This window comes from Rhizobium sp. YS-1r (assembly GCF_000757525.1).
Taxonomy (GTDB): domain Bacteria; phylum Pseudomonadota; class Alphaproteobacteria; order Rhizobiales; family Rhizobiaceae; genus Neorhizobium; species Neorhizobium petrolearium.
Map to the genome: position 1 here is coordinate 41101 of NZ_JPYQ01000012.1, position 21683 is coordinate 62783.

General features: G+C 59.5%; 17 protein-coding genes and 1 tRNA gene. 9 read left to right on the forward strand and 9 right to left on the reverse strand.

Annotated elements, in window-relative coordinates; all coding sequences use genetic code 11:
• Positions 1-66: 66 nt before the first annotated feature.
• Together JL39_RS11345 and JL39_RS11350 are read right to left on the reverse strand one after the other, a co-directional pair.
• The gene (locus JL39_RS11345; RefSeq protein ID WP_037150045.1) at positions 67-1107 is read right to left on the reverse strand and encodes a substrate-binding domain-containing protein; all 1041 of its coding nucleotides are present in this window, start codon (positions 1105-1107) and stop codon (positions 67-69) included.
• A gap of 1345 nt (positions 1108-2452) precedes the next feature.
• On the reverse strand, positions 2453-2812 hold the full coding sequence (locus JL39_RS11350) for a hypothetical protein (protein WP_052182821.1): 360 nt from the start codon (positions 2810-2812) through the stop codon (positions 2453-2455).
• Between the two features lie 921 nt (positions 2813-3733).
• Here JL39_RS11350 and JL39_RS11360 point away from each other — a divergent pair.
• The gene (locus tag JL39_RS11360; RefSeq protein ID WP_037150051.1) at positions 3734-3991 is read left to right on the forward strand and encodes a BrnT family toxin; all 258 of its coding nucleotides are present in this window, start codon (positions 3734-3736) and stop codon (positions 3989-3991) included.
• On the forward strand, positions 3981-4301 hold the full coding sequence (locus JL39_RS11365) for a BrnA antitoxin family protein (RefSeq protein ID WP_037150054.1): 321 nt from the start codon (positions 3981-3983) through the stop codon (positions 4299-4301). The genes JL39_RS11360 and JL39_RS11365 overlap by 11 nt, the downstream gene beginning before the upstream one ends.
• Before the next feature lie 633 nt (positions 4302-4934).
• Here the strand turns inward: JL39_RS11365 and JL39_RS30515 are convergent.
• Positions 4935-5306, reverse strand: a complete 372-nt coding sequence (locus JL39_RS30515; RefSeq protein ID WP_052182822.1) for a hypothetical protein — start codon at positions 5304-5306, stop codon at positions 4935-4937.
• Between the two features lie 55 nt (positions 5307-5361).
• Positions 5362-5437 (reverse strand) — tRNA-Thr (locus tag JL39_RS11370).
• 253 nt (positions 5438-5690) lie between these two features.
• Between JL39_RS11370 and JL39_RS11375 the strand changes: the two genes are divergently transcribed.
• Positions 5691-6464, forward strand: coding sequence for an NAD kinase (locus tag JL39_RS11375; RefSeq protein WP_037150056.1), 774 nt, complete (start codon positions 5691-5693; stop codon positions 6462-6464).
• Between the two features lie 4 nt (positions 6465-6468).
• On the opposite strand, the gene JL39_RS11380 is transcribed toward JL39_RS11375, so the two are convergent.
• Positions 6469-7125: a TetR/AcrR family transcriptional regulator gene (locus tag JL39_RS11380; RefSeq protein WP_052182831.1), complete on the reverse strand. Its 657-nt coding sequence runs from the start codon at positions 7123-7125 to the stop codon at positions 6469-6471.
• Positions 7126-7294: 169 nt separating this feature from the next.
• Here JL39_RS11380 and JL39_RS11385 point away from each other — a divergent pair, with 169 nt between their 5' ends.
• The gene (locus JL39_RS11385; protein WP_037150059.1) at positions 7295-8497 is read left to right on the forward strand and encodes a multidrug effflux MFS transporter; all 1203 of its coding nucleotides are present in this window, start codon (positions 7295-7297) and stop codon (positions 8495-8497) included.
• 183 nt (positions 8498-8680) lie between these two features.
• On the opposite strand, the gene JL39_RS11390 is transcribed toward JL39_RS11385, so the two are convergent.
• The 4 genes from JL39_RS11390 to JL39_RS11405 form a co-directional block, all read right to left on the reverse strand.
• Positions 8681-9274 carry a LysE family translocator gene (locus tag JL39_RS11390; protein ID WP_037150061.1) on the reverse strand — a complete coding sequence of 198 codons (594 nt, stop codon included), beginning with the start codon at positions 9272-9274 and terminating at the stop codon, positions 8681-8683.
• A 132-nt stretch (positions 9275-9406) separates the two neighbouring features.
• Positions 9407-10538 (reverse strand): peptide chain release factor 2 gene (gene prfB, locus JL39_RS11395; protein ID WP_161784755.1). Its coding sequence is split into 2 segments (ribosomal slippage): positions 9407-10468 and positions 10470-10538, totalling 1131 coding nucleotides; the frame shifts between segments, so codons are not numbered across the junction.
• 109 nt (positions 10539-10647) lie between these two features.
• The gene (locus tag JL39_RS11400) at positions 10648-13104 is read right to left on the reverse strand and encodes a penicillin-binding protein 1A (protein WP_037150067.1); all 2457 of its coding nucleotides are present in this window, start codon (positions 13102-13104) and stop codon (positions 10648-10650) included.
• 252 nt (positions 13105-13356) lie between these two features.
• Positions 13357-14502, reverse strand: a complete 1146-nt coding sequence (locus tag JL39_RS11405; RefSeq protein ID WP_152601112.1) for an N-acetylmuramoyl-L-alanine amidase — start codon at positions 14500-14502, stop codon at positions 13357-13359.
• Between the two features lie 731 nt (positions 14503-15233).
• Here JL39_RS11405 and JL39_RS11415 point away from each other — a divergent pair.
• The 5 genes from JL39_RS11415 (at position 15234) to accC (ending at position 21641) form a co-directional block, all read left to right on the forward strand.
• Entirely contained in the window at positions 15234-18137 is a 2904-nt protein-coding gene (locus JL39_RS11415; protein WP_037150076.1) for a ribonuclease E/G, read from the forward strand.
• A gap of 323 nt (positions 18138-18460) precedes the next feature.
• The gene (locus JL39_RS11420; RefSeq protein ID WP_037150078.1) at positions 18461-19222 is read left to right on the forward strand and encodes a DsbA family protein; all 762 of its coding nucleotides are present in this window, start codon (positions 18461-18463) and stop codon (positions 19220-19222) included.
• Positions 19223-19352: 130 nt separating this feature from the next.
• Positions 19353-19793 carry a type II 3-dehydroquinate dehydratase gene (gene aroQ, locus JL39_RS11425; protein WP_037150081.1) on the forward strand — a complete coding sequence of 147 codons (441 nt, stop codon included), beginning with the start codon at positions 19353-19355 and terminating at the stop codon, positions 19791-19793.
• Between the two features lie 28 nt (positions 19794-19821).
• Positions 19822-20289 (forward strand): acetyl-CoA carboxylase biotin carboxyl carrier protein, encoded by a 468-nt coding sequence (gene accB, locus JL39_RS11430; RefSeq protein ID WP_037150083.1) that lies wholly within the window; start codon positions 19822-19824, stop codon positions 20287-20289.
• A gap of 5 nt (positions 20290-20294) precedes the next feature.
• On the forward strand, positions 20295-21641 hold the full coding sequence (gene accC / locus JL39_RS11435; protein ID WP_037150085.1) for an acetyl-CoA carboxylase biotin carboxylase subunit: 1347 nt from the start codon (positions 20295-20297) through the stop codon (positions 21639-21641).
• Positions 21642-21683: the final 42 nt, after the last annotated feature.

Genomic DNA, 21683 nt, shown 5'->3' on the forward strand with positions numbered 1-21683 from the left:
TTGCCCGCCACCCATCAAGCGAAAAGAGACCGGCGGCGCGTACGCGCCGCCGGAACGGCGTCTGAATTAGTTCAGCGGCCCCATCGGAGTGCGTGCCTTGACGGCAGCCTGGGTCTTGGCCAGTTCCGGATCGGAAACCAGACCGTAGGCCGCCAGCGGACCGTTCGGGCCAGCCATGTCGTCGGAAACGAAGAACTCGATATAGTCCTGCAGGCCCGGGACCACGTCCAGATGCGCGTTCTTGACGTAGAAATAGAGCGGGCGGGAAACCGGGTACTCGCCCTTGGCGATCGTCTCGACCGAAGGCATGATGCCGGACATCGTGCCTACGCGCAGCTTGTCGGTGTTGTTCTGGTAGAAAGACAGGCCGAACACGCCGATGCCGTTCTTGTTGGCGGCAACGCGGGCGAGCGTCTCGGTGTAATCACCGTCGATATCGATCGAGACACCATCGGTGCGCAGCGCCATGCAAGCCTTGGTTGCTGCGGCCTTGTCACCATTGTTGGCAGCCAGATGAGCGTCGTAGGTGCCGTCTTCCTTGCAGCCGTCGATGATGACCTTTTCATCGAACACTTCACGGGTACCGTGCTTGGTACCCGGAATGAAGGCGAGGATCGGCTGTGCCGGAAGGTCGGCGCGAATTTCGTTCCAGGCCTTGTTGGGGTTGTCGACCAACTTGCCATCCTTCACAACCTTGGCGGCAAGCGCGGCGTGCCAGTCAGCCTGGGTAAAGGCATATTCCGGACCATTGATGTCCGAGGCGAAGACGATGCCGTCGTAGCCGATCCGGACTTCCTGGATTTCAGCAACGCCGTTCTTGGCGCAGAGTTCGATGTCAGCTTTGCTGATGCGCGAGGAGGAGTTGGCGATATCAATGGTGTTCTCGCCCACGCCTTCGCACAGCTTCTTGCGGCCGGCGCCCGAGCCACCGGATTCAACGACCGGAGTGGGGAAGTCGGTGTTTTCACCGAAGGCTTCAGCAACGATCGACGCGTAGGGAAGGACGGTGGAGGAGCCGGCGATCTGGATCTGATCGCGAGCAGTTGCGACGCCCGCGGTGGCCAGCAGAATTGCGGCGACTGCGCAGCTTCCTAGATACTTCTTCATGGATTTTCTCCCGTAGAATTCCGATTGACGCTCTGGCGCCGCCTCCCCTCTACAGGGGCTACATAACAGTTTTGTGACAGTTTTATATCAGTTCTTTAGCGTCGCCGTGACCAACCGGGAAACACGGTCCAGTCGCTTGAAGAATATGCAGCGCACACAAGGGTTTTTCTCAAGAAAATCAGAACCTTGAAGCCGATCAATGAGAATTCGATTCCAAAGACTCATTTCACAGTAAAACTCTTGCCGGCGGCTTATCGAGCTCGGCATGCCGAGGAGACGGAGAACGGCTCGTCGGCCATCGTCGGAATTCCAGTCATCGCCGCTCATCCCTCCATCTGATCGCCATGAGCGGTAAAGAACCGTATCGCCGCCACATGAGAACTGCAAGCGTGCGGTAACGCTGTCCTGTCCCGGCACGCAGCCTGTGGGTATTCACGATACGTTAGCCATGTTCTTCGCTAACGGAACTGGAACCATAGAGCGGCGTGCCGGACAGTCCCGACGCCGCAGGTCCGCCCCCACGGATACCCCCCCCTGCGGCGGCTCGGCGTACGCTGCCCATGGCATACGCCGAGCCCACTATATCCAGCCTCACTCAAGTAGCCACACCTAAAATATCGGTATCCGATTTGATGAGGGGCCGCATGATCTACGAATGGGATATTCAACGAGTCGCCGAAGCGCGCGCCAAGAAATACGGCGCGACACTCACCCTCGCCGCCATCGCTCTGCTTCTTTATGTCTGGTTCACCTAAATTTGCGCAGCGGCCGGCATGAGCTCGTTTCCTTCGCGATGGAGAGAAGCCCATTCGTCTAGTCGCCAGCCTCGCGAGCCGGTTTCGATGCTCCGCCAGCGGGCGCCACAACAGGCTTGGGAACACTCTCTGACTGGCAAACTGGCGGCTCTAGAGCACTCCGGGTGGTCGGCTCACCGCCAAGGTTGCTTTGCCCCTGCTCTGCATTTCTATTGGCCGCGCATTTCTCTGGGGCAGAGGTTCCGATGAGATGCAGACGGCCGGGATAGGTGGAGCCCCCCGGCCGTCCTTGTTTCAGATTCGGTGAGCATGCCAATCGTGGCTGAAATCACCCGATCAGAAGCCGTTTACTACGGCCGCTAAAGCAAAGCCGACAACGCCACTAAGCACCGGATAAATTGTCCAGCGGGCGCGATAGATACGATCTTTCATGGGAACCTCCAACAACTGCGCCCTCCGAACAAGAACCCCGCGGCGCCGTTCCTGCAATCCGACCTTTGCCCGCCCCAATCAGACCTTGGGCCCAACAGATAGACCTGCATCATTTTGTTCAATGATACTTTATCCCGGACGAAGGCGTCCGTCCGAGATCAATTGCACTTATCTTTTGTGGCAGTCGCTGCGGCCGTTTCACCACCCTTTTGTTGCGAGACAACGTCCTGGTTAGATGTAGCAAGATTGGGGCTCTCACCCATCGGCATTGCTCGGCCATCTTTTTGAGGAGCATTGCCGCCAGCATCTGCGCTGGTCGTTGTCGTCCCGGTCGGAGACTCCGTCCGCGTTCCCGTAACGGCGCCGCTTTCCAAGGGGGCTTGAGTACCATCCTTGGCGATGCCGCTGCGCGCTTCCTTATTCACAGACCCGGTTACGTCCACACAGTCTGCAAAGCTCGGCTGGAACGTGAAAGCAGCAACCCCGATGGAGACTGAAAGCAAAGAAATTGTCTTCATGACGCTTCCTCCTGGTTATAGAAGCAGAACAACGCAGATCACTCCACGGTTCCTTAGAAGTATCTGAAGGCACCATTTTGAAGGATGCGATCGGGAACGTTCATGGACGGCAAGAGTTAAGCCTGTACTTTCCTAGTCACTCCACTTGGCCCGCTCTATAACGGGCCATTTTTTTTGCATCCGGCCGTCAGCAGATGGGTCTGCCGCAAGTTCCTCTCATCCAGCTTGGGGAGCTTCTGCTTCCTGTAAGCCGTGTAGCGGGCCTGAGCGTTTGCCCCCAGCCTAAGCTCGTTACCTGTTTCAACAATTCGAGTGACGGGTAGCGGCAAAATCGGACGACTGTGCCCGGACATTTCGTCCCGCCTCGGCACTTTCGATTTTTCATTCTGCTGCCCTCCGCCGTGCTTCCAGTTCCAGCCAACCGAGCGTGGCTTTCATCATTGGGGGATGACGGCGGTGTCACCGACCTCGTACGTTTCGAGCGCGTCTCGAGAGCGGCGCTGGCCTCCATCCGGCACTCCGCAGGCGGCTCCCATGTCTCACGAACATCGAGCGATCCTTCGCAGAAGTACAGGGCTTTGTCGTCGTCCAGGGATTTCGCGAGGTAAGCGTTCCATTCCGCCTTATGGTATCGATCGCTTCGAGGAGGGTACAACTGGTCATGACCGCACCGCCTTTCAGCGAATTTCCGGTAACGTTAAAGCCGTATTGAGTACCCCACAGAGAGATATGCTTGGATAAATCACCAGCGCTGGCTGCGGTTTGGGAACCGAAGGAAACTCCGCTGCTGTATCCGCCAATTCCTCGCTGAATATCGTGGGCCTTGCCATTCTCTCACTGATGCTCGCCTGAGGAGCTGCCTTGCATTTTCTGTAGCACTTTTATCCTTGGCGCGACACATTAAATGTGCTACACAAAATCATGGAGATCACTTACGATGAACACAAGCGCCTGACCAATATCGAAAAGCACTTCGGCCTCGACTTTGCCGATCTCGATATGGATTTCTTCGAGGCCTCCACCATCATCCCCTCACGGGAGGATCGGCTTAAGGCCATCGGTGAATTCAGGGGCATGATCGTCATCGCCGTGATCTTCACGCCGCTTGGCTCCGAAGCCATCTCCGTCATTTCAATGCGGCCGGCAAGCAGCAAGGAAAGGAAAGTCCATGGCTACTAAGTTTTCATCGAAGAGGCCCCTCACCAAAGAGGAAGAGGCCGAAATCCAACGGATGATTGCATCCGACCCGGATGCGCCGGAAGCGACCAATGAGGAGCTTGCGAAGGCGAAGCCGTTCCGGGAAGCCCTGCCCCATCTTGCCGCAAGTATCGACCGGGAGAGGGCTAGACGCGGGAGACCTCCGATTGAGAAGCCTCGCAAGCATGTATCTCTGCGTCTCGATCCGGATATCATCGACCATTACAAGGCAACGGGCAAAGGCTGGCAGAGCCGAATGAACGAAGCGCTGCGCAAAGCCGCAGGCCTCTAGCCCTCCTCGATGGGCGGTGGTTAGGCGATGGCGAGCCCTTTCAAACTTAAAGCCACTTCGCGTTGCTATATCGGTCGTCTCGAACACCCGGCCGCCGTTCAGCATGATCGAAACGATCGGATCTTTCTGCCTGCGCTGTCTGGTAGCGATAAGCGGCATTCTCGTGGCCCTCTGATCTCCATTTCGAGGGACAGAAGAACACGGTTTTCAAACTGCGAGAATTGAAAGTGTCAGGTAATATTTTGCTTCCCTGCCGAATTAGAACAGGGGCGAAAGGAAATTCCCCCAAAACAGTCAATGCGGTAGTCGTCGGCCCTGCAATTCACGCGTCCGAGCAATCCGATCCCTAAGAGAACTTTCCATCTCATCAGCGGGATAGCCCAGTGGAGCATAGGCGCGAACATCAAGACATTGTTGGAATAGGCGAGCGAGATGATCGTATTCGTTTTGTGGGAGCGTGGAAAGATCGAAGGAGTTGTACCCCCAACAGAAGGCATTTCTCATGTTTACCATATATTCTGCTTCACCTGCTTCAGAGATGCCGAACTGGATCATATGATATATTAGGCGCCCCGCCGCACCCCATACGTCTTTCTCATTTCGAACCGTGAGAACTCCCGTCTTATTGCCCAATCACGTCAATTCGTTCCTTATCTGATTCCGAAAAGGGTCAGCGATAGAGCCATCTATCGCTGACGACGTCAGGAGGCTTATTAGGGCCTGACTGTGACGCTCGATCGCTTCAAGGGTGGCTTTCTGGCTGACTTTGCTATTCGGCTTGAGGTTGCTCCGCAGGAAGCGATTCGCCGCCGCCTCCAAAGACGCGACCACGGCAGCCTCAGCACCGCCGGCCGTCATCATCACTGTATCGTACTGCTCCAGCAACGCTTTGCAGGGCGGGGTCAGCTCAATCAGCTTTTCGCTGAGATCAGCATCGAACCGGAACTGAGTGGATAGAAATTTCTGGAGTTCGGAGGTGGTCTCGACCACTGCTTTTGCCCCCATTGTGCCCCCGAGATTTTCCGAGAGGTGTGGAAGCAGCGAAAAAGCCTGAAATGACTGGTGCCCCCGGCAGGGTTCGAACCCGCGACCCCCTGATTACAAATCAGGTGCTCTACCAACTGAGCTACAAGGGCACTTTCGAAACGGGGAGTTAGCAGATTTTTCCTTCCTGTAAAGGGAAAAACGTCGCGATCAGATCAACCTTCCATTCCGCTCGCGCCGCCGCGGCACGTTCCAACGACGCAAGGCGCTTGTCCGGAACCCGGTTTTTCCTGTACCTAAGACCGTCCCGCCGGCACGGCCCTCCTCACCGGGCCGTGTTAGCTCACCTGGTTAGAGCATCCGTTGCGCGCCGCGTCAGTCGGCGACACCGTTAAAGGTCCTTTCATGTCGCCCCAGCCGAAAAAGCTCGCCTTCATCGCTTCCGCAACACCGGAGGCGCAATCCGGCCTCGAAGAGCTCGTGCGCCTCTATGGCAACGTCCCGACTGCGGAGGCCGATGTGATCGTGGCGCTCGGCGGCGACGGTTTCATGCTCCAGACGCTGCACGAGACGATCAATACGGGAAAGAGCGTCTATGGCATGAATTGCGGCTCGGTCGGCTTCCTGATGAACGATTACCGCACTGAAAAGCTCGACGAGCGGATCGGCGACGCGATCGAGAACGAATTCCATCCGCTCAAGATGACGACCACCAACGAGGACGGCTCGACATCCGTCGCACTTGCCATCAACGAGGTCTATCTCTTCCGGCAGTCATATCAGGCGGCGAAGCTGAAGGTCGTGATAGACGGCCATGTGAGGCTGGAAGAACTCATCTGCGACGGCCTGATGATCGCGACGCCGGCTGGCTCCACCGCCTACAATCTCTCCGCCCATGGCCCAATTCTGCCGCTCGAGGCGCCGCTGCTTGCCATGACTCCGGTCTCGGCATTCAGGCCGAGGCGCTGGCGAGGCGCACTGCTGCCGAACCATGTCTGCGTCGACATCGACATCCTCGAACCGGAAAAACGCCCCGTCAACGCGGTGGCCGACAATGCGGAAGTCAAGTCGGTCCTGCATGTACGCGTGGCGCAATCGACGGACATTACCGCGCGCATCCTCTCCGATCCAAACCATTCCTGGTCCGACCGAATTCTCGCCGAACAGTTCAATAACTGAAATCTCAGCGCTTGCGGGCGAATGCGCGCAGAAAAGTACGCGTCGCATCCGACGCCATGCGATCGATTTCCGATTCCGGCGTCTGTCGGCCGATCTGCTGATCGTAGCGCAGGTCGGTTGCCAGAAGCGCCATATACTGACGAGCCGCCAGTCCCGGATCGTCGATTTCGAGATACCCTGCATGGGCAAGCTGGGCGAGTCGCGCGGCAATCGCGGGATATTTCTTGCCCGGTCCGTATTCCTTCCAGGTCTCGAAAAGCCCTGGGAAGCGCGCGCCTTCCGTCTCCACCAGCTTGCGCAGCCAACGACCGTTCGGATCGCACAGTGCCTTGCGCAAGAGCTGCGCCGAAAACAGCGCCAGCTCCTTTTCGAGATCCTGTGGTGCGACGGGAAATGTATCGAGCACGCGGAAGAAACCGGCGCTGGAGCGATCGGTAATGTCCGATACCACGACCTTGAACAAATTATCCTTGTCGCCCAACTGGTTATAAATCGTCTGGCGCGAGACCCCTGCCCTTGCCGCAATCGCGTCGATGCTTGCGCCGGCAAAGCCCTGCTCGGCAAAAACATCGGCCGCGGCATTCAGGATCGCCTGGCGCTTGTTCTGTGGCGCCGGCCATATCCCGGCTTCGTGCGTGAGTTCGGCAGACGAATTTTTCATGACATGACCATACAGGCACTTGACCAATTGGACAATTGTGTCCAAAATGTTTTACATGATTGCCTGAGCCTATTTCCCCGCCCGCGGCCGGCTTTCATATTCATCTCCCATAATCGTCTTCCGCCCTGTCGTATCACGGCAGATGTGGTGACGGGAAAGGTTTTTTCCAATGCAAAGCAGAGTACCGTCGCATGCCCTATCGCTCGGGCTGCTCTCCGCTATCGGGCTTTTCGCCCTCGACATGTATCTCCCGGCTCTTCCCACCATCAGCGCCAACCTCAACGCCGACAGCCACGCGGTGCAGGCGAGCCTCATTTCCTTTTTCGCTGCAATGGCGGTATCGCAGATCGTCTATGGTCCCCTTTCCGACATGTTCGGCCGCAAGCGGCCGCTCTATGTCGGCCTGATGCTTTATGCCATCGGCGCGATCGGCTGCGCGCTGTCGCCTTCGATCGACTGGCTGATCGCCTTCCGCTTCCTGCAGGGCACGGGCGCCTGCGCCGGCGTCGTCATCTCGCGCGCCATCGTCCGCGACCTGCATACCGGCCCTGCCGCCGCCCAGCTCATGTCGCGGCTGATGCTGGTCTTCAGCGTTTCACCGATCCTGGCGCCGCTTGCCGGCAGCATCGTCACCGTCTTCGGCGACTGGCGGCTGATCTTCTGGGTCATGGTCGGCGCGGGCGCTCTCGGTCTCGTCGTCGCGACGTTTTTCCTGGAGGAGACGCGTCTGCCCGCGGCACGCAGCGAAAGCAGTATCGGCAGCGCGCTCCGATCTTATGCGACCCTGCTTAAGGATCCTTATTATCTCGGGCTCGTCTTCATCGCCTCCTTCGGCATGTCGAGCTACATGATCTATGTGGCCAATTCCTCCTTCGTGCTGATCGAGCACTACGGGCTTTCGCCCTCCTTCTACAGCGTCGTCTTCTCCTGCAACGCAGTCGCCTTCATCGGCATGTCGCAGCTGAACGGCTGGCTTTCCCGCAAGATCGGGCTCCGGAAGGTGATCCGCGGTGCTGTGCTCGGCTATGCGGCGATGATGGTCACCCTTGCATTCGTCACGTCGCTCGGTATCGACAGGCTGGACGTGATGGCGGCCTTCCTGTTCGGCGGCTACGGCTTCCTCGGCATGATCATCCCGACGGCCGCCGTACTGGCACTGGAACATCACGGGCGGATCGCCGGCACGGCCTCGGCGATGATGGGTACGATCCAGTTCGTGACATCCGCCATCGTCGTCGGCGTTGGTGGCCTGTTCGTCGACGGCACCTCGCTGCCGATGATCACGATCATCGCGATCTGCTCAACGATCGTCTTCCTGCTGTCGCTGGTCGTGCTGCGCAGCCGTGCCGGCGCCATGGCCGCGGCGGAATAGAAGGCGAATCTTTCGAAGCAGTACGGCCGGGGCCAATGAAGCCCGGCCGTTTTGATTCCCTCAAGGGCAGGTTCGCCTGATACCCGCCGCAAGGTGTTCGGCGTACCGCCGATGCAGCCGATAAACACCTTCATCAAGAGGTGCCCTCCGCGACAAACCGTGGGCTGCCTGGCACAAGCTTCCCTACCGGATCAGAGCCGGCAGCAACGACAGGAGAAGAAGCGCCGCGAAAATTATGTTGACGATCCGGTTGGCCAGAGGATCGCGAAACAGACGTGTCAGCGTGGCCCCGGCAGACAACCAGGCCAGATTGACTGCCGCGATCACGAGCGTCAGCACAGCTATCTTGAAGAATGCGTCCGTTGCAGGATCGGCGACGGCCAATGTGAAACCGGAAAACAAGGCGCCCATCGCGGCATAGGCCTTCGGATTAACGAGCGACAGGAAGACACCGCCTGGAAAAGTCGGAGCCCTCCCCGCTGCGGTTTCCTCGCCAATCGGCGGCGCAGTCGCTATTTTCCAGGCGAGGTAGAGAAAATAGACGACCGCCAGGAGCGCCAGAACCTGAAGCATATTGGGGATGGCCAATACCAGACTGGTCAAGCCTGCGGCGACAGCGCTCATCACGACAATCATGCCCGCAAGCAATCCGACCATATAGCCGAGACTGCGGCGTGCCCCGAAAGCGGCCCCTGCCGCTGCGATGCTCAGCGTATTCGGCCCGGGACTACCGGTCAGAGCGAAGGCGGCACCGAGGAAGGTGACTATGTTGTCCATGACCGGTCTCCCATCGAGAAACCGGTAGCATGACGACAAATCCCATGTCTTGAACGAACGTGCAGCGACAGATGCCGTGCACAAAAAAGCCCTGCGGACAGGGCTTTTTTGGATCAGCTTGAAATCATTTCGTCAGTCTACGTCGGCAACGGCAACGTCGGGCTTGCCACTGATGCGGTGCGCAAGCGCGGCTTCCATGAATTCGTTCAGGTCGCCATCCAACACATCGCCCGGCGCCGTGCTTTCCACGCCGGTGCGCAGATCCTTCACGAGCTGGTAAGGCTGCAGCACGTATGAGCGAATCTGATGACCCCAGCCGATATCGGTCTTGGATGCCGCTTCCGCATTCGCTGCGTCCTCGCGCTTCTTCAGCTCCGCTTCATACATGCGCGCACGCAGCATTTCCCACGCCTTGGCACGGTTCTTGTGCTGCGAACGCTCCTGCTGGCAGGCGACGACGATACCGGTTGGTATGTGCGTGATGCGCACCGCAGAGTCGGTCGTATTGACATGCTGGCCACCGGCGCCCGACGAACGGTAGGTATCGATGCGGCAATCGCTCTCGTTGATCTCGATGTTGATCGAGTCGTCGACGACCGGATAGACCCAGGTGGACGAAAAGGACGTATGCCGGCGCGCATTGCTGTCATAGGGCGAGATGCGCACCAGGCGGTGAACGCCCGATTCGGTCTTCAACCAGCCATAGGCGTTGTGTCCCTTCACAAGGATCGTCGCGGACTTGATGCCTGCCTCTTCGCCCTCGTGGACTTCCAGCACCTCGACCTTGAAGCCGTTCTGCTCGGCCCAACGGATGTACATGCGAAGCAGCATGTTGGCCCAGTCCTGACTCTCGGTGCCGCCCGCTCCGGAATGGACTTCCAGGTAGGTGTCGTTGCCGTCGGCCTCGCCCGACAGCATTGCCTCGACCTGGAGCCGGCCCGCCTCGGCCTTCAGTGCCTTCAAGGCATCCTCGGCTTCGCGGACAACCGATTCGTCGCCCTCTTCCTCGCCGAGTTCGATGAGCTCGATATTGTCCTTGAGCTGCTGTTCGAGGACTTTCACACCGCTGATGCCGTCCTCGAGCTGCTGGCGTTCACGCATGAGCTTTTGCGCTTCAGCCGCATCGTTCCAGAGGTTTGGGTCCTCTGCCTTGTTGTTCAACCAGTCCAGCCGTCTTACCGCCTGGTCCCAGTCAAAGATGCCTCCTCAGCAGGCTTATGGCCTGCTTGATTTCGTCGACTACATTGATGATTTCCGCACGCATTGCGCTTGCTCTTACCCGCTATGTTTGGAATTTAAGGGTGCCGTGGACATAGTTGCACCGGACCCGGATGTAAAGCCCGAGTCCGATATACGACCTATCGAGAATACGATCAGAAGAGACCCGGCATGCCCGAAGTCACGGCCTGCTGGGCCTGGGGCGAATTGTTGAAAATCTGGTCCTGGGTCATATATTCGCCCTCGCCGATGACCTGGAAGACATCGGCCGGTCCCGTGCCGGGCTTGAAGGCCTCGACGATCGTATCCGGCTCGCCTTCCATGGCCGCCATGCCGGTCTTGCGGTTGACGGCGATGAACTGCATGCCTTCCGGCACATGGAACTTTTCCGCCGGCATCAGCTTGGCGGCCTCCGCCAGGAATTGACCGAAGATCGGCGCGGAGAGCGAACCACCCGTACCGCCGCGACCGAGGGGCGCCGGCGTATCGAAGCCGAGATAGAGACCGGCGACCAGGTTCGGCGTGAAGCCTACGAACCAGGCGTCCTTCTCGTCGTTGGTGGTCCCGGTCTTGCCGGCGACGGGACGGTCCTTCACCGGGATCTTGCCTGCGGCCGTACCGCGAGCAACAACACCTTCCATCATCGATGTGATCTGGTAAGCGGTCATCGGGTCGAGAACCTGCTCGCGATTATCGATCACGGTCGGCTCTTCCTGGTTCGCCCAGTCGTTGGCGTTGCAGCCCTCGCAGGTGCGCTCCTCATGACGGAAGACCGTCTTGCCGTAGCGATCCTGAATGCGGTCGATGACCGTCGGCTTGATCTGCTTGCCGCCATTGGCGATCACGGCATAGGCCGAGACCAGACGCATGACCGTTGTCTCGCCGGAACCGAGCGACATGGCAAGCACGGGCAGCATCTTGTCGTAAATGCCGAAACGCTCGGCATATTCGGCAACCAATTCCATGCCCATGTCCTGGGCCAGGCGCACGGTCATCTGATTTCGGGACTTTTCGATGCCTGTTCTGAGCGTGGATGGGCCGGCCGACTGGCCGCCATAGTTTTCCGGCCTCCATACCTGGCCGCCCGTAACGACCTCGATCGGCGCGTCGAGAATGACAGAGGCCGGCGTGTAGCCGTTATCAAGCGCTGCCGCATAAACAAAAGGTTTGAACGACGAACCGGGCTGACGCATCGCCTGCGTGGCGCGGTTGAATTCCGACTGCGCATAGGAAAAGCCGCCGACCATGGCGAGCACACGCCCCGTATTGGGATCCATCGCCACGAAACCGCCTTGCACTTTCGGCGGCTGGCGCAGCCGGTAGGTCTTTGCCGCTTCATCAATCGGCTCGACATAGACGACATCGCCCGGCTTCAGCACGCCCTCCGGCGACTTCGCCGTCTTGCGTGCGCCGGATGCGTCACGGAAGGCCCATTTCATGTCGTCGGCGGCAATCGTCCCCGTTTCACGAGCGGGATCGACCTTACCGTTCGAATCGGTAGATGGCTGCAGGCCGACTGAAACTGATTGCGCCGAAACGTCGGTAACGACCGCAAGCTTCCATTCCGGCACGTCGCGGAGCGACGGCAGCTTGGCAAGTTCCGGCCCCCAATCGCCCGTCATGCCGATCTGGGAAATCGGGCCGTGGAAGCCGCGACGCTCGTCATAATCGAGAAGACCGTTCTGGAGGGCATGGCGCGCGATGATCTGCAGATCGGGATCGAGCGAGGTGCGGACCGAAAGCCCGCCTTCGTAGAGCGCCTTGTCGCCGTAACGGTCGATGATCTGGCGGCGGACCTCTTCTGAAAAAAAGTCCGAAGCGAAAAGATGAGTGCCGCTGCGGCGCGGCTTGACGCCGAGCGGCTGTTTCTTGGCATCGTCCGCATCGGCCTGAGTGATGTAACCGTTCTCCGCCATGCGATCGATGACCCAGTTGCGGCGCTCGACCGCCTGCTTTTCCCGGCGGAAGGGATGGTAATTCGCCGGCCCCTTCGGAAGGGCTGCCAGATAGGCGGCCTCCGCCGTCGTCAACTCCGTCACCGACTTGTCGAAATAGGTGAGCGCAGCCCCCGCAATGCCGTAGGAATTCAGGCCGAAGAAGATCTCGTTCAGGTAGAGTTCGAGGATTTTGTCCTTCGAATAGGTCTGTTCGATGCGGAAAGAGAGGATAGCCTCCTTGACCTTGCGGTCGATCGTCTGGTCGGAGGTGAGCAGAAAGTTCTTCGCGACCTGCTGGGTGATGGTCGATGCGCCTTCCGGACGGCGACCGGAGCCGAGGTTCTGCAGATTGGTGATGATTGCGCGACCGAGGCCGGTGATGTCGATGCCGGGGTGATTGTAGAAATTCTTGTCTTCCGCAGACAGGAAGGCAGCCTTGACACGGTCCGGCACCGCCTGGATCGGCAAAAAGAGCCGCCGCTCCCGGGCGTACTCGGCCATCAGTGCGCCGTTGCCGGCATGAACGCGGGTGGCCACCGGCGGCTCGTAGGAAGCCAACACCTCGTAATTCGGCAGATCCTTGGTCATCCCGCTGAGATAAATACCCACGCCGGCAGCCACGACCAAAAACAGGACGCAAGCCAATCCAAAGAGATAACCAATCAATCTGACCATATCGCAGCTACCGTTCGGCTTTCCTTCGGCGCGTGAAACACACCATCGCACGGATTGAGGCGTTTTGCACGGTGATTACATGAGCGCAAGGCAAAAGCGGATCAATCGTCCGTCATCCATTGCATTTGATATTCGTCGAGTAACCGCCCGAATGTGAGTAAAATAGGGCTTGAGCCGCCAAATCCCATCCCACCGCGACCAACGGCCCGACATTGCCGCCGCTTGTGGCAGTGCAGCCACGCGAGCCGCGCATCAGCCTCCGTTTGCCAGCGCACGATCCCGATAGCGCCGGACGGCATCGGCAAGTCGACCGGTGACCTTTTCCCGCCAGCCTTCGTCCAGCAGCAACTTCTCATCCTCCAGGTTGGACAGGAAACCGAGCTCCAAAAGTACGGACGGAATGTCGGGCGCCCGCAGCACCTGGAAACCGGCGTAACGATGCGGATTGTTGATGAGTCCGACCTGGCCTTCGAAGGACTCAACGACATTGTTGGCGAGTGCAATCGAGAACGCCTGCGTCTCCCGGCGCGTCAGGTCGAGCAGAATATCGGCAACCTCCGGAGGGCCGCTCTTGATACTGTAGCCGGCAAGCTCGTCGGACAGGTTTTCGCGGGCGGCGAGATTTTCCGCCATCCGGTCGGAAGCCTTGTCGGAAAGCGTGTAGACGGTCGCACCGCGGATATCCTTCTGCGCCAGCGTGTCGGCATGCAGGGAGACGAAGAGATCCGCACGCCCCTGGCGCGCGAGCGTGACGCGTTCGGAAAGCGACAGGAAGGTATCGTCATCGCGCGTCAAGAAGGCCTTGATACCGTTGATCTCGTTCAACCGCTCGGCGAGCATCTTGGCAAAGGCAAGCGTGATCGTCTTTTCCGGTGTATTGGTCCCCGCCCCTGCCGCACCGGCATCAATCCCCCCATGCCCGGCATCGACGGCCACCGTGAAGACATTGTCATGCTCGGCTAGCCCGAGCGCATCAGAGACCGCTTCGATGGGCATTTCCCAGCTTTGTGTCTTGACGAGATTGGCAAAGGTATCTTTCGACGTCATTTCGGCGTCGAGTACCAGGCGATAGCTACCGTTGTCGTTCGGCTGCGCTTCGGCAAGCACAAGCTTCACTGGCTTCTTGGCCGTCAGCACAATACGGGCGCTCGATTCGTCCATCGTGCCGTAGCGAATGTCCTTGAAGAGGCCGCGGGCCGCGAGTTCTTCGGCGGGAAACCCGAAGGCGGTCGCCGGCAGATCGACGATCACCCGCTCCGGCGCCGTGAGGTAATGGACCGAAAACTCCGGCTTCTTTTCAAAATCGATGACAATGCGGGTGCGCGCATCGTCGCCGGCGACCCGCGCGCTGAAAGCAAGAAGCGGTTGCGTCGCCGCCGCGTGCGCGAAGGCGGGCATGAATGCTGCGACAAAGCCGATCAGAAGCGGCAACACAACAGCGATTCGCGCCCAAATGTCTTTCGGGTCCGCGCCGCAGGCTTCCACTGCACTTACCTTCACGCCCGCCCTCAAACAGAAACCTGCATTCAAAGCCCCCGGCGCCCCTCGGTTAACCCGCATCAAACTGTCCGATCCGGAAGGCATTTGCACGTCGAAAGATGCGAATCAACCGCCTGCTCCTTGCCATCCATAGGAAACCTAATTCCATCCAGAATATGGCGAACTTGGCTTTTCCCTTGCTATTGTGACAGATAAACCATACAACGCGCATGAAGGTTAAAGTGTTGACGGGATAGTCTGCCGATTGGCTGCCAGCCGCAACGAGGACCCGGCGCCGAAGACCGACAGTCATCCGCCGTCGCTACACTTTATTCCTGATACTCGATCTATCCGGCGGTGGCCGGAACAATCCGGGGTGGCGTGCCACCCACCGCTCATAACCGAGCACATTCATCGGGCCCGAGGGCCTTTGGTATCGTCATTCTCGTTTGGTTTTTGATGTCGCGGCACAATTTTCAGTACCTGGGAAGATCAAGGGAGCAAGGAGCCCCGTCATCTTTCCGGTTGCCGCTACAATCGCGCCCGACGGGAACATCTTTATCCGGCGCAACGACCGTTTTGCATGACGGGTCAGTCCTCACCAAGGACTTTCCTGCACGCCCCCGGCAGCGCCGAGGAGCAGAATTTCAATGGCAGACAAAATGCTTATCGACGCGTCTCACGAAGAGGAGACGCGCGTAGTCGTCGTTCGCGGCAACCGCATCGAAGAGTTCGATTTCGAATCACAACATAAGAAGCAGATACGCGGCAATATCTATCTGGCGAAGGTGACGAGGGTCGAACCCTCCCTGCAGGCCGCTTTTGTTGACTACGGCGGCAACCGCCACGGTTTTCTGGCTTTCGCCGAGATCCATCCCGACTATTATCAAATACCGCTGGCCGACCGTCAGGCCCTAATGCAGCAGGAGGCGGAGGACCAGCGCAAGATCGCCGAGGCCGAATCTGCCGATCCGGTGATCGATCTCGCCAACGAGGAACAGCCGGACATCGGCATCGCCGCCGGACCGGGCGAGAGTGAACAACCGGCCGAGACGGTTGCGGAAGAAGCCGAGCCGGTCCAAGCAGAGGCAGCAACCGGCGAAGAGGCGGAAAAGCCGAAGGCGAAGCCGAAGCGCAGTCGCTCCCGCAAGAAGGTGGTGGAAGCTGTCGCCGAAGACACAACGTCCGAGGGCGAAACGGCCACCGTTTCCAATAGCGACGACGAAGGCTCCACGCCCGGTGAAATGGCCGCCATGGTCGATACCGATACGATCTCGGAAGATGTCGATAGCCGTCATCGTCGCGATGACGACGACGATGACGACGGCCATGAGAAGGAAGTGATCGAATCGGTCGGCGCCGAAGATGCAATGGAAGAGGTTCCGGACCGCGTTGTCCGCAAGCCGCGCAAGCAATACCGCATCCAGGAAGTCATCAAGCGCCGCCAGATCCTGCTCGTCCAGGTTGCCAAGGAGGAACGCGGCAACAAGGGCGCAGCGCTCACCACCTACCTCTCGCTTGCCGGCCGATATTCCGTACTGATGCCGAACACGGCACGCGGCGGCGGCATTTCCCGCAAGATCACCAGCCCGCAGGATCGCAAGCGCCTGAAGGAAATCGCCCGCGAGCTCGACGTGCCGCAAGGCATGGGCGTCATCCTGCGTACCGCCGGTGCCAACCGTACCCGCGTCGAGATCAAGCGCGACTTCGAATACCTGATGCGTCTGTGGGAAAACGTCCGTACGCTGACGCTCAATTCGACCGCCCCATGCCTTGTCTACGAGGAAGGTTCGCTGATCAAGCGGTCGATCCGCGATCTCTACAACAAGGATATTTCCGAGATCATCGTTTCCGGCGAGGAAGGCTATCGTGAAGCAAAAGACTTCATGAAGATGCTGATGCCGAGCCATGCCAAGGTGGTCCAGCCCTATCGCGACCTGCATCCGATCTTCTCGCGCTCCGGCATCGAAGCACAGCTCGACCGAATGCTGCAGCCGCAGGTGACGCTGAAGTCCGGCGGCTACCTCATCATGAACCAGACCGAAGCGCTCGTCGCCATCGACGTCAACTCCGGCCGCTCGACCCGCGAACATTCGATCGAGGAGACCGCGCTCCAGACGAACCTGGAAGCGGCGGAAGAAGTGGCACGCCAGCTTCGCCTGCGCGACCTTGCCGGCCTCATCGTCATCGACTTCATCGATATGGAGGAGAAGCGCAACAATCGCGCCGTCGAAAAGAAGCTCAAGGATTGCCTGAAGAACGATCGCGCCCGCATCCAGGTCGGTCGTATCTCGCATTTCGGCCTGCTCGAAATGTCGCGCCAGCGCATTCGCGCTTCCGTGCTTGAATCGACGACGCAGATCTGCACGCATTGCGGCGGCACCGGCCATGTGCGCTCACAGTCGTCCGTCGCGCTGCATGTGCTTCGCGGTGTCGAGGAATATCTGCTCAAAAATACCACGCATGACATCAACGTCCGCACTACGCCGGATATCGCGCTCTACCTGCTGAACCAGAAGCGCGCGACAGTGACCGATTACGAGAAACGTTTCGGCGTCTCGATCTTCATCGAATCGGACATCAGCATCGGCTCGAGCCATTTCGCCATCGACCGAGGCGAACCGGTGGAAAACCCGGTCAAGATCGAAAGCCTGATGCAGCTTGCGGCACTTCCCGTCGAAGATGAGGATGACTACGTCATCGAGTCGGACGAGGAAGAGGATGAAGATGAAGAGGTAATCGAAGCACAGGCAGCTTCTCCTCAGGATCGCGCCCAGTCGGGTGAAGAACAGAGTGGACGCAAGCGCAAGCGCCGGCGCCGGCGCCGCGGCCGCAACGGTGACCGTGGCGGCGAGGCCCAGGCCGCACCGACCGGCTCCGAGGACGACGCCATCACCGACGAGGACGAAGGCGACGACGGTGAGGACGATTTGCCCGAAACCACAGCAACGTCGGACGACCAGGGGGACGAAGGCTCACAGCGCAAGCGCCGCCGCCGCGGCAAGCGTGGTGGCCGCCGCAATCGTAACGGCGACGAAATCCCTGAACTGAACGGTTCCGACGAAGGTGCGGAAGCCGATGGATCAGAGGAAGGTGAAACCGTGGGGGCAATGGAAGCTCCCGAGGAAGTCGCTGTGGAAGCCGTGCAGGCATCCCCCGAGACGGAAGAGGCTCCGGCCAGCAAAACCACCGCCAAGCCACGTCGCTCCCGTCGCGGCAAGGCCTCAGCCACGGCAGACACGGAGGCATCCCCTATGGAGGAGGCAACCGCTATGGAGGAGGCAACCGCTCCGGTGGAGGTTGTCGTCGAGCAGGTCGAGGCTGCATTGGGCATGGAGCCTGAAGCTGCCGCTGAAGCGACGGCCGAAGAATCCCCTCTGTCGGAAGTCGAACAGGCCGATGCCGGCGATGCGAAGCCGAACCGCGCCAACCGCGCCTCGAACATCTCTTCCTCGGCCGAGGCCGTCGTGAAAAGTTCCGAGGCGGCAACCTCGAACGGCGAGCCGACAAAGCCCAAGAAAGCCGGCTGGTGGCAGCGCCGCGGCTTCTTCTAAGCCGCGCCCATCGGGTCGGATAGCACAAAACGGTCGCTCGTGAGCGGCCGTTTTTCATTTGGCCTGCCGCCTCTCCCTCGAGGTGAGAAATCGATTCAACGGCCTGCCAGAGAGATTCCGGAAACACCGCCAACTGCTTGAATACGAATCCAATTCAGAGGCATCCAGCGGCTGCAGATCGAACCCGCATACGCAGTTGTGAAGCGCCCGAAACCGCTTGGCAACGATTTTGCAGTTTCTTGAAAGGCCCGACTGGCTTACTTTCAGCGCAAACCGAAACAATGGTGCGCCGGATTCGTGTGCCCCGACCGATGAGGATATGGATGACCCGCCTGTTCAAGACGCTTGCTGCCGGTTCGATGGCGGCCCTGGCATTTTCCACCGCCGTGCCCGCCCTCGCGCTGGATGACCAGCAGAAAAAGGAGATGGGCGAATTCATCCGGGAATATCTGACCCAGAATCCCGAGGTCCTGATCGAAGCACAGAACGCACTGGAGGCCAAGCAGCAGGCCCAGCGCGTCGCACAGTCCACCCAAGCCATCGAGGGAAACAAGACGGAAATATTCTCCTCGCCGGCCGATATCACCCTCGGCAATCCGAAGGGCGACGTCACGATCGTCGAGTTCTTCGATTACAATTGCGGCTATTGCAAGCGGGCGCTCTCCGACATGGACGAGATCCTGGCCAAGGATAAGAATATCCGTTTCATTCTGAAAGAATTCCCGATTCTCGGGCCGGACTCGCTAGCCGCACACCGGGTTGCAAACGCCATCCGCCTGCTTGCACCGCACAAATATGCCGAATTCCATCGAGCGCTCCTCGGCGAGCAGGCGCACGCCTCTGAAGAGACAGCTATCGCCGTGGCAACCTCTCTCGGCATCGACGAGGCGGCGATCCGAAAGTCGATGGTGGAAAACCCGAATGACGACCTGGTGCGGCAGGCCTACCAGCTTGCCAACAGCATTGGCATCACCGGAACGCCTACGTATATCGTCGGCAATGAGGCGGTCTTCGGCGCTGTCGGTCTCGATGTGATAGAGGCGAAGGTCGCCAATGTCCGCGCCTGCGGCAAGGCGACCTGCTGAGGCGGCTTTCGACCCTCCGGTCTTTCGTTGCAGTGGACGCACCGGCTTTCGGCAAGCCGGGGGCTTTTCCTTGCCGTCTCACCGGTCTATAGGTGGCCGCTGAATTTCTGGATGGAACAATAGATTACTGATGAGCAAAACGGTCTTCGTCCTCAACGGCCCCAACCTCAACATGCTGGGAAAGCGCGAACCCGGCATCTATGGCGGAAGCACGCTGAAGGACATAGAGAGCGATTGCATCGCAGCCGGCAGGGAACTGGGCTTCGAGGTCGATTTCCGCCAGAGCAATCACGAAGGTGTCCTGGTCGATTGGATCCATGAGGCCGGCGACAAGGCTGTCGTCGGCATCGCCATCAATGCCGGCGCCTACACCCACACCTCCATCGCACTGCATGACGCCATCCGCGCGATTTCCGTGCCGGTGGTCGAACTCCATATCTCGAATGTCCATGCGCGGGAGGAGTTCCGCCACCATTCGATGATCGCACCGGCCGTGAAGGGCGTGATCTGCGGTTTTGGCACCGCGAGCTACGTACTCGCGCTGCACGCCTTGAAATCCATAACCGCGTGACAAGATAAACAGAACAATAGGGTTTGCCATGTCTGAGAAGAAGAACGGGATCGACAAGGGACTGATCCGCGACCTCGCGAACATCCTCAACGATACCGACCTCACCGAGATCGAAGTCGAACAGGACGATCTGCGCATCCGCGTGTCCCGCGCCGGTGCGATGCAATACGTTCAGGCGCCGATTGCGGCGGGACCTGCCTTCGCTCAGGCACCCGCTCCGGCCGCGGTTGCTGCGCCGGTTGTCGCCGCTCCTCCGGACAACAAGAACGCCGTCACGGCGCCGATGGTCGGCACCGTCTACCTCTCGCCGGCACCGGGTGCCCGGCCGTTCGTAGAGGTTGGCGCAACCGTGAAGGAAGGCCAAACTCTCCTCATTATCGAGGCAATGAAGACGATGAACCAGATTCCGTCGCCGCGATCCGGCAAGGTCACGGAGATCCTGGTCAACGACGCTCAGCCGGTCGAGTATGGCCAGTCACTCGTCGTCATCGAGTAAGCCCCATGATTTCCAAGATCCTCATAGCCAACCGCGGTGAAATCGCACTTCGCGTGCTGCGTGCCTGCAAGGAACTCGGAATTGCGACCGTCGCGGTCCATTCCACGGCAGATGCCGATGCCATGCATGTGCGGCTTGCCGACGAGAGCGTCTGCATCGGCCCGCCGCCGTCGCGCGAAAGCTATCTGAACATCCATCAGATCGTCGCAGCCTGCGAGATCACCGGCGCCGACGCGGTTCATCCCGGTTACGGCTTCCTGTCGGAAAATGCCAAGTTCGCCGAAATCCTCGAAGCGCATGGCATTACCTTCATCGGTCCGACCGCCGAGCACATCCGGCTGATGGGCGACAAGATCACGGCCAAGCAGACGGCAATGGAGCTTGGCATTCCCGTGGTTCCCGGCTCGGACGGCGAAGTCAAGCCGGAAGACGCGCTGGAGACCGCCAGGCTGATCGGTTTTCCCGTTCTCATCAAAGCGACGGCCGGCGGCGGGGGGCGCGGCATGAAGGTCGCGAAGACCGAGGACGACCTTGATGAAGCGGTGAGTACCGCCCGTTCGGAAGCCGCGGCGGCCTTCGGCAACCCTGCCGTCTACATGGAGAAATATCTCGAAAAGCCGCGCCATATCGAAATCCAGGTGGTCGGCGATGGCGAAGGCAACGCCATCCACCTCGGCGAGCGCGATTGCTCGCTGCAGCGCCGTCACCAGAAGGTTTGGGAAGAGGCGACCTCCCCCGCCCTCAATGTCGAGCAGCGCATGAAGATCGGCCAGACTTGCGCCGATGCCATGAAGAAGCTGAAATATCGCGGTGCCGGCACGATCGAATTCCTCTACGAGAATGGCGAGTTCTATTTCATCGAAATGAATACCCGCCTGCAGGTGGAGCATCCGGTCACCGAAGCGATTACCGGCATCGACCTCGTGCATGAGCAGATTCGCGTCGCATCCGGCGGCGGGCTTTCCGTCAAGCAGGAAGACGTGACCTTCCAGGGTCACGCCATCGAATGCCGAATCAACGCGGAAGACCCGCGCACCTTCGTACCCTCGCCCGGCACGATCACGCTCTTCCATGCGCCCGGCGGTCTTGGTGTGCGCGTCGATTCCGGCGCCTATGCGGGCTATCGCATCCCTCCCTATTATGACAGCCTGATCGGCAAGCTGATCGTGCACGGCCGCACCCGCGTCGAATGCATGATGCGGCTTCGCCGCGTGCTCGACGAATTCGTCGTGGACGGCATCAAGACGACGTTGCCGCTCTTCCAGGATCTCGTCTCGAACCCGGATATCGCCAACGGCGACTACGATATTCATTGGCTGGAACACTATCTGGCCGGTGAGCCCACACACTAGGGCGTCTGGACAGTCCCAGGTTTCAGGCCGTCCGGGCGCGCA

What these genes read in the sequence shown, in the direction of transcription:
- JL39_RS11405 (WP_152601112.1), bottom strand. Translation starts at nt 14,502, where the DNA reads ATGCCCGCCTTCGCGCACGCGGCGGCGACGCAACCGCTTCTTGCTTTC.
- JL39_RS11360 (WP_037150051.1), top strand. Translation starts at nt 3,734, where the DNA reads ATGGAGATCACTTACGATGAACACAAGCGCCTGACCAATATCGAAAAG.
- JL39_RS11345 (WP_037150045.1), bottom strand. Translation starts at nt 1,107, where the DNA reads ATGAAGAAGTATCTAGGAAGCTGCGCAGTCGCCGCAATTCTGCTGGCC.
- accB (WP_037150083.1), top strand. Translation starts at nt 19,822, where the DNA reads ATGTCTGAGAAGAAGAACGGGATCGACAAGGGACTGATCCGCGACCTC.
- JL39_RS11420 (WP_037150078.1), top strand. Translation starts at nt 18,461, where the DNA reads ATGACCCGCCTGTTCAAGACGCTTGCTGCCGGTTCGATGGCGGCCCTG.
- JL39_RS11415 (WP_037150076.1), top strand. Translation starts at nt 15,234, where the DNA reads ATGGCAGACAAAATGCTTATCGACGCGTCTCACGAAGAGGAGACGCGC.
- JL39_RS11380 (WP_052182831.1), bottom strand. Translation starts at nt 7,125, where the DNA reads ATGAAAAATTCGTCTGCCGAACTCACGCACGAAGCCGGGATATGGCCG.
- JL39_RS11365 (WP_037150054.1), top strand. Translation starts at nt 3,981, where the DNA reads ATGGCTACTAAGTTTTCATCGAAGAGGCCCCTCACCAAAGAGGAAGAG.
- JL39_RS30515 (WP_052182822.1), bottom strand. Translation starts at nt 5,306, where the DNA reads ATGGGGGCAAAAGCAGTGGTCGAGACCACCTCCGAACTCCAGAAATTT.
- JL39_RS11375 (WP_037150056.1), top strand. Translation starts at nt 5,691, where the DNA reads ATGTCGCCCCAGCCGAAAAAGCTCGCCTTCATCGCTTCCGCAACACCG.
- JL39_RS11400 (WP_037150067.1), bottom strand. Translation starts at nt 13,104, where the DNA reads ATGGTCAGATTGATTGGTTATCTCTTTGGATTGGCTTGCGTCCTGTTT.
- aroQ (WP_037150081.1), top strand. Translation starts at nt 19,353, where the DNA reads ATGAGCAAAACGGTCTTCGTCCTCAACGGCCCCAACCTCAACATGCTG.
- JL39_RS11390 (WP_037150061.1), bottom strand. Translation starts at nt 9,274, where the DNA reads ATGGACAACATAGTCACCTTCCTCGGTGCCGCCTTCGCTCTGACCGGT.
- JL39_RS11350 (WP_052182821.1), bottom strand. Translation starts at nt 2,812, where the DNA reads ATGAAGACAATTTCTTTGCTTTCAGTCTCCATCGGGGTTGCTGCTTTC.
- JL39_RS11385 (WP_037150059.1), top strand. Translation starts at nt 7,295, where the DNA reads ATGCAAAGCAGAGTACCGTCGCATGCCCTATCGCTCGGGCTGCTCTCC.
- accC (WP_037150085.1), top strand. Translation starts at nt 20,295, where the DNA reads ATGATTTCCAAGATCCTCATAGCCAACCGCGGTGAAATCGCACTTCGC.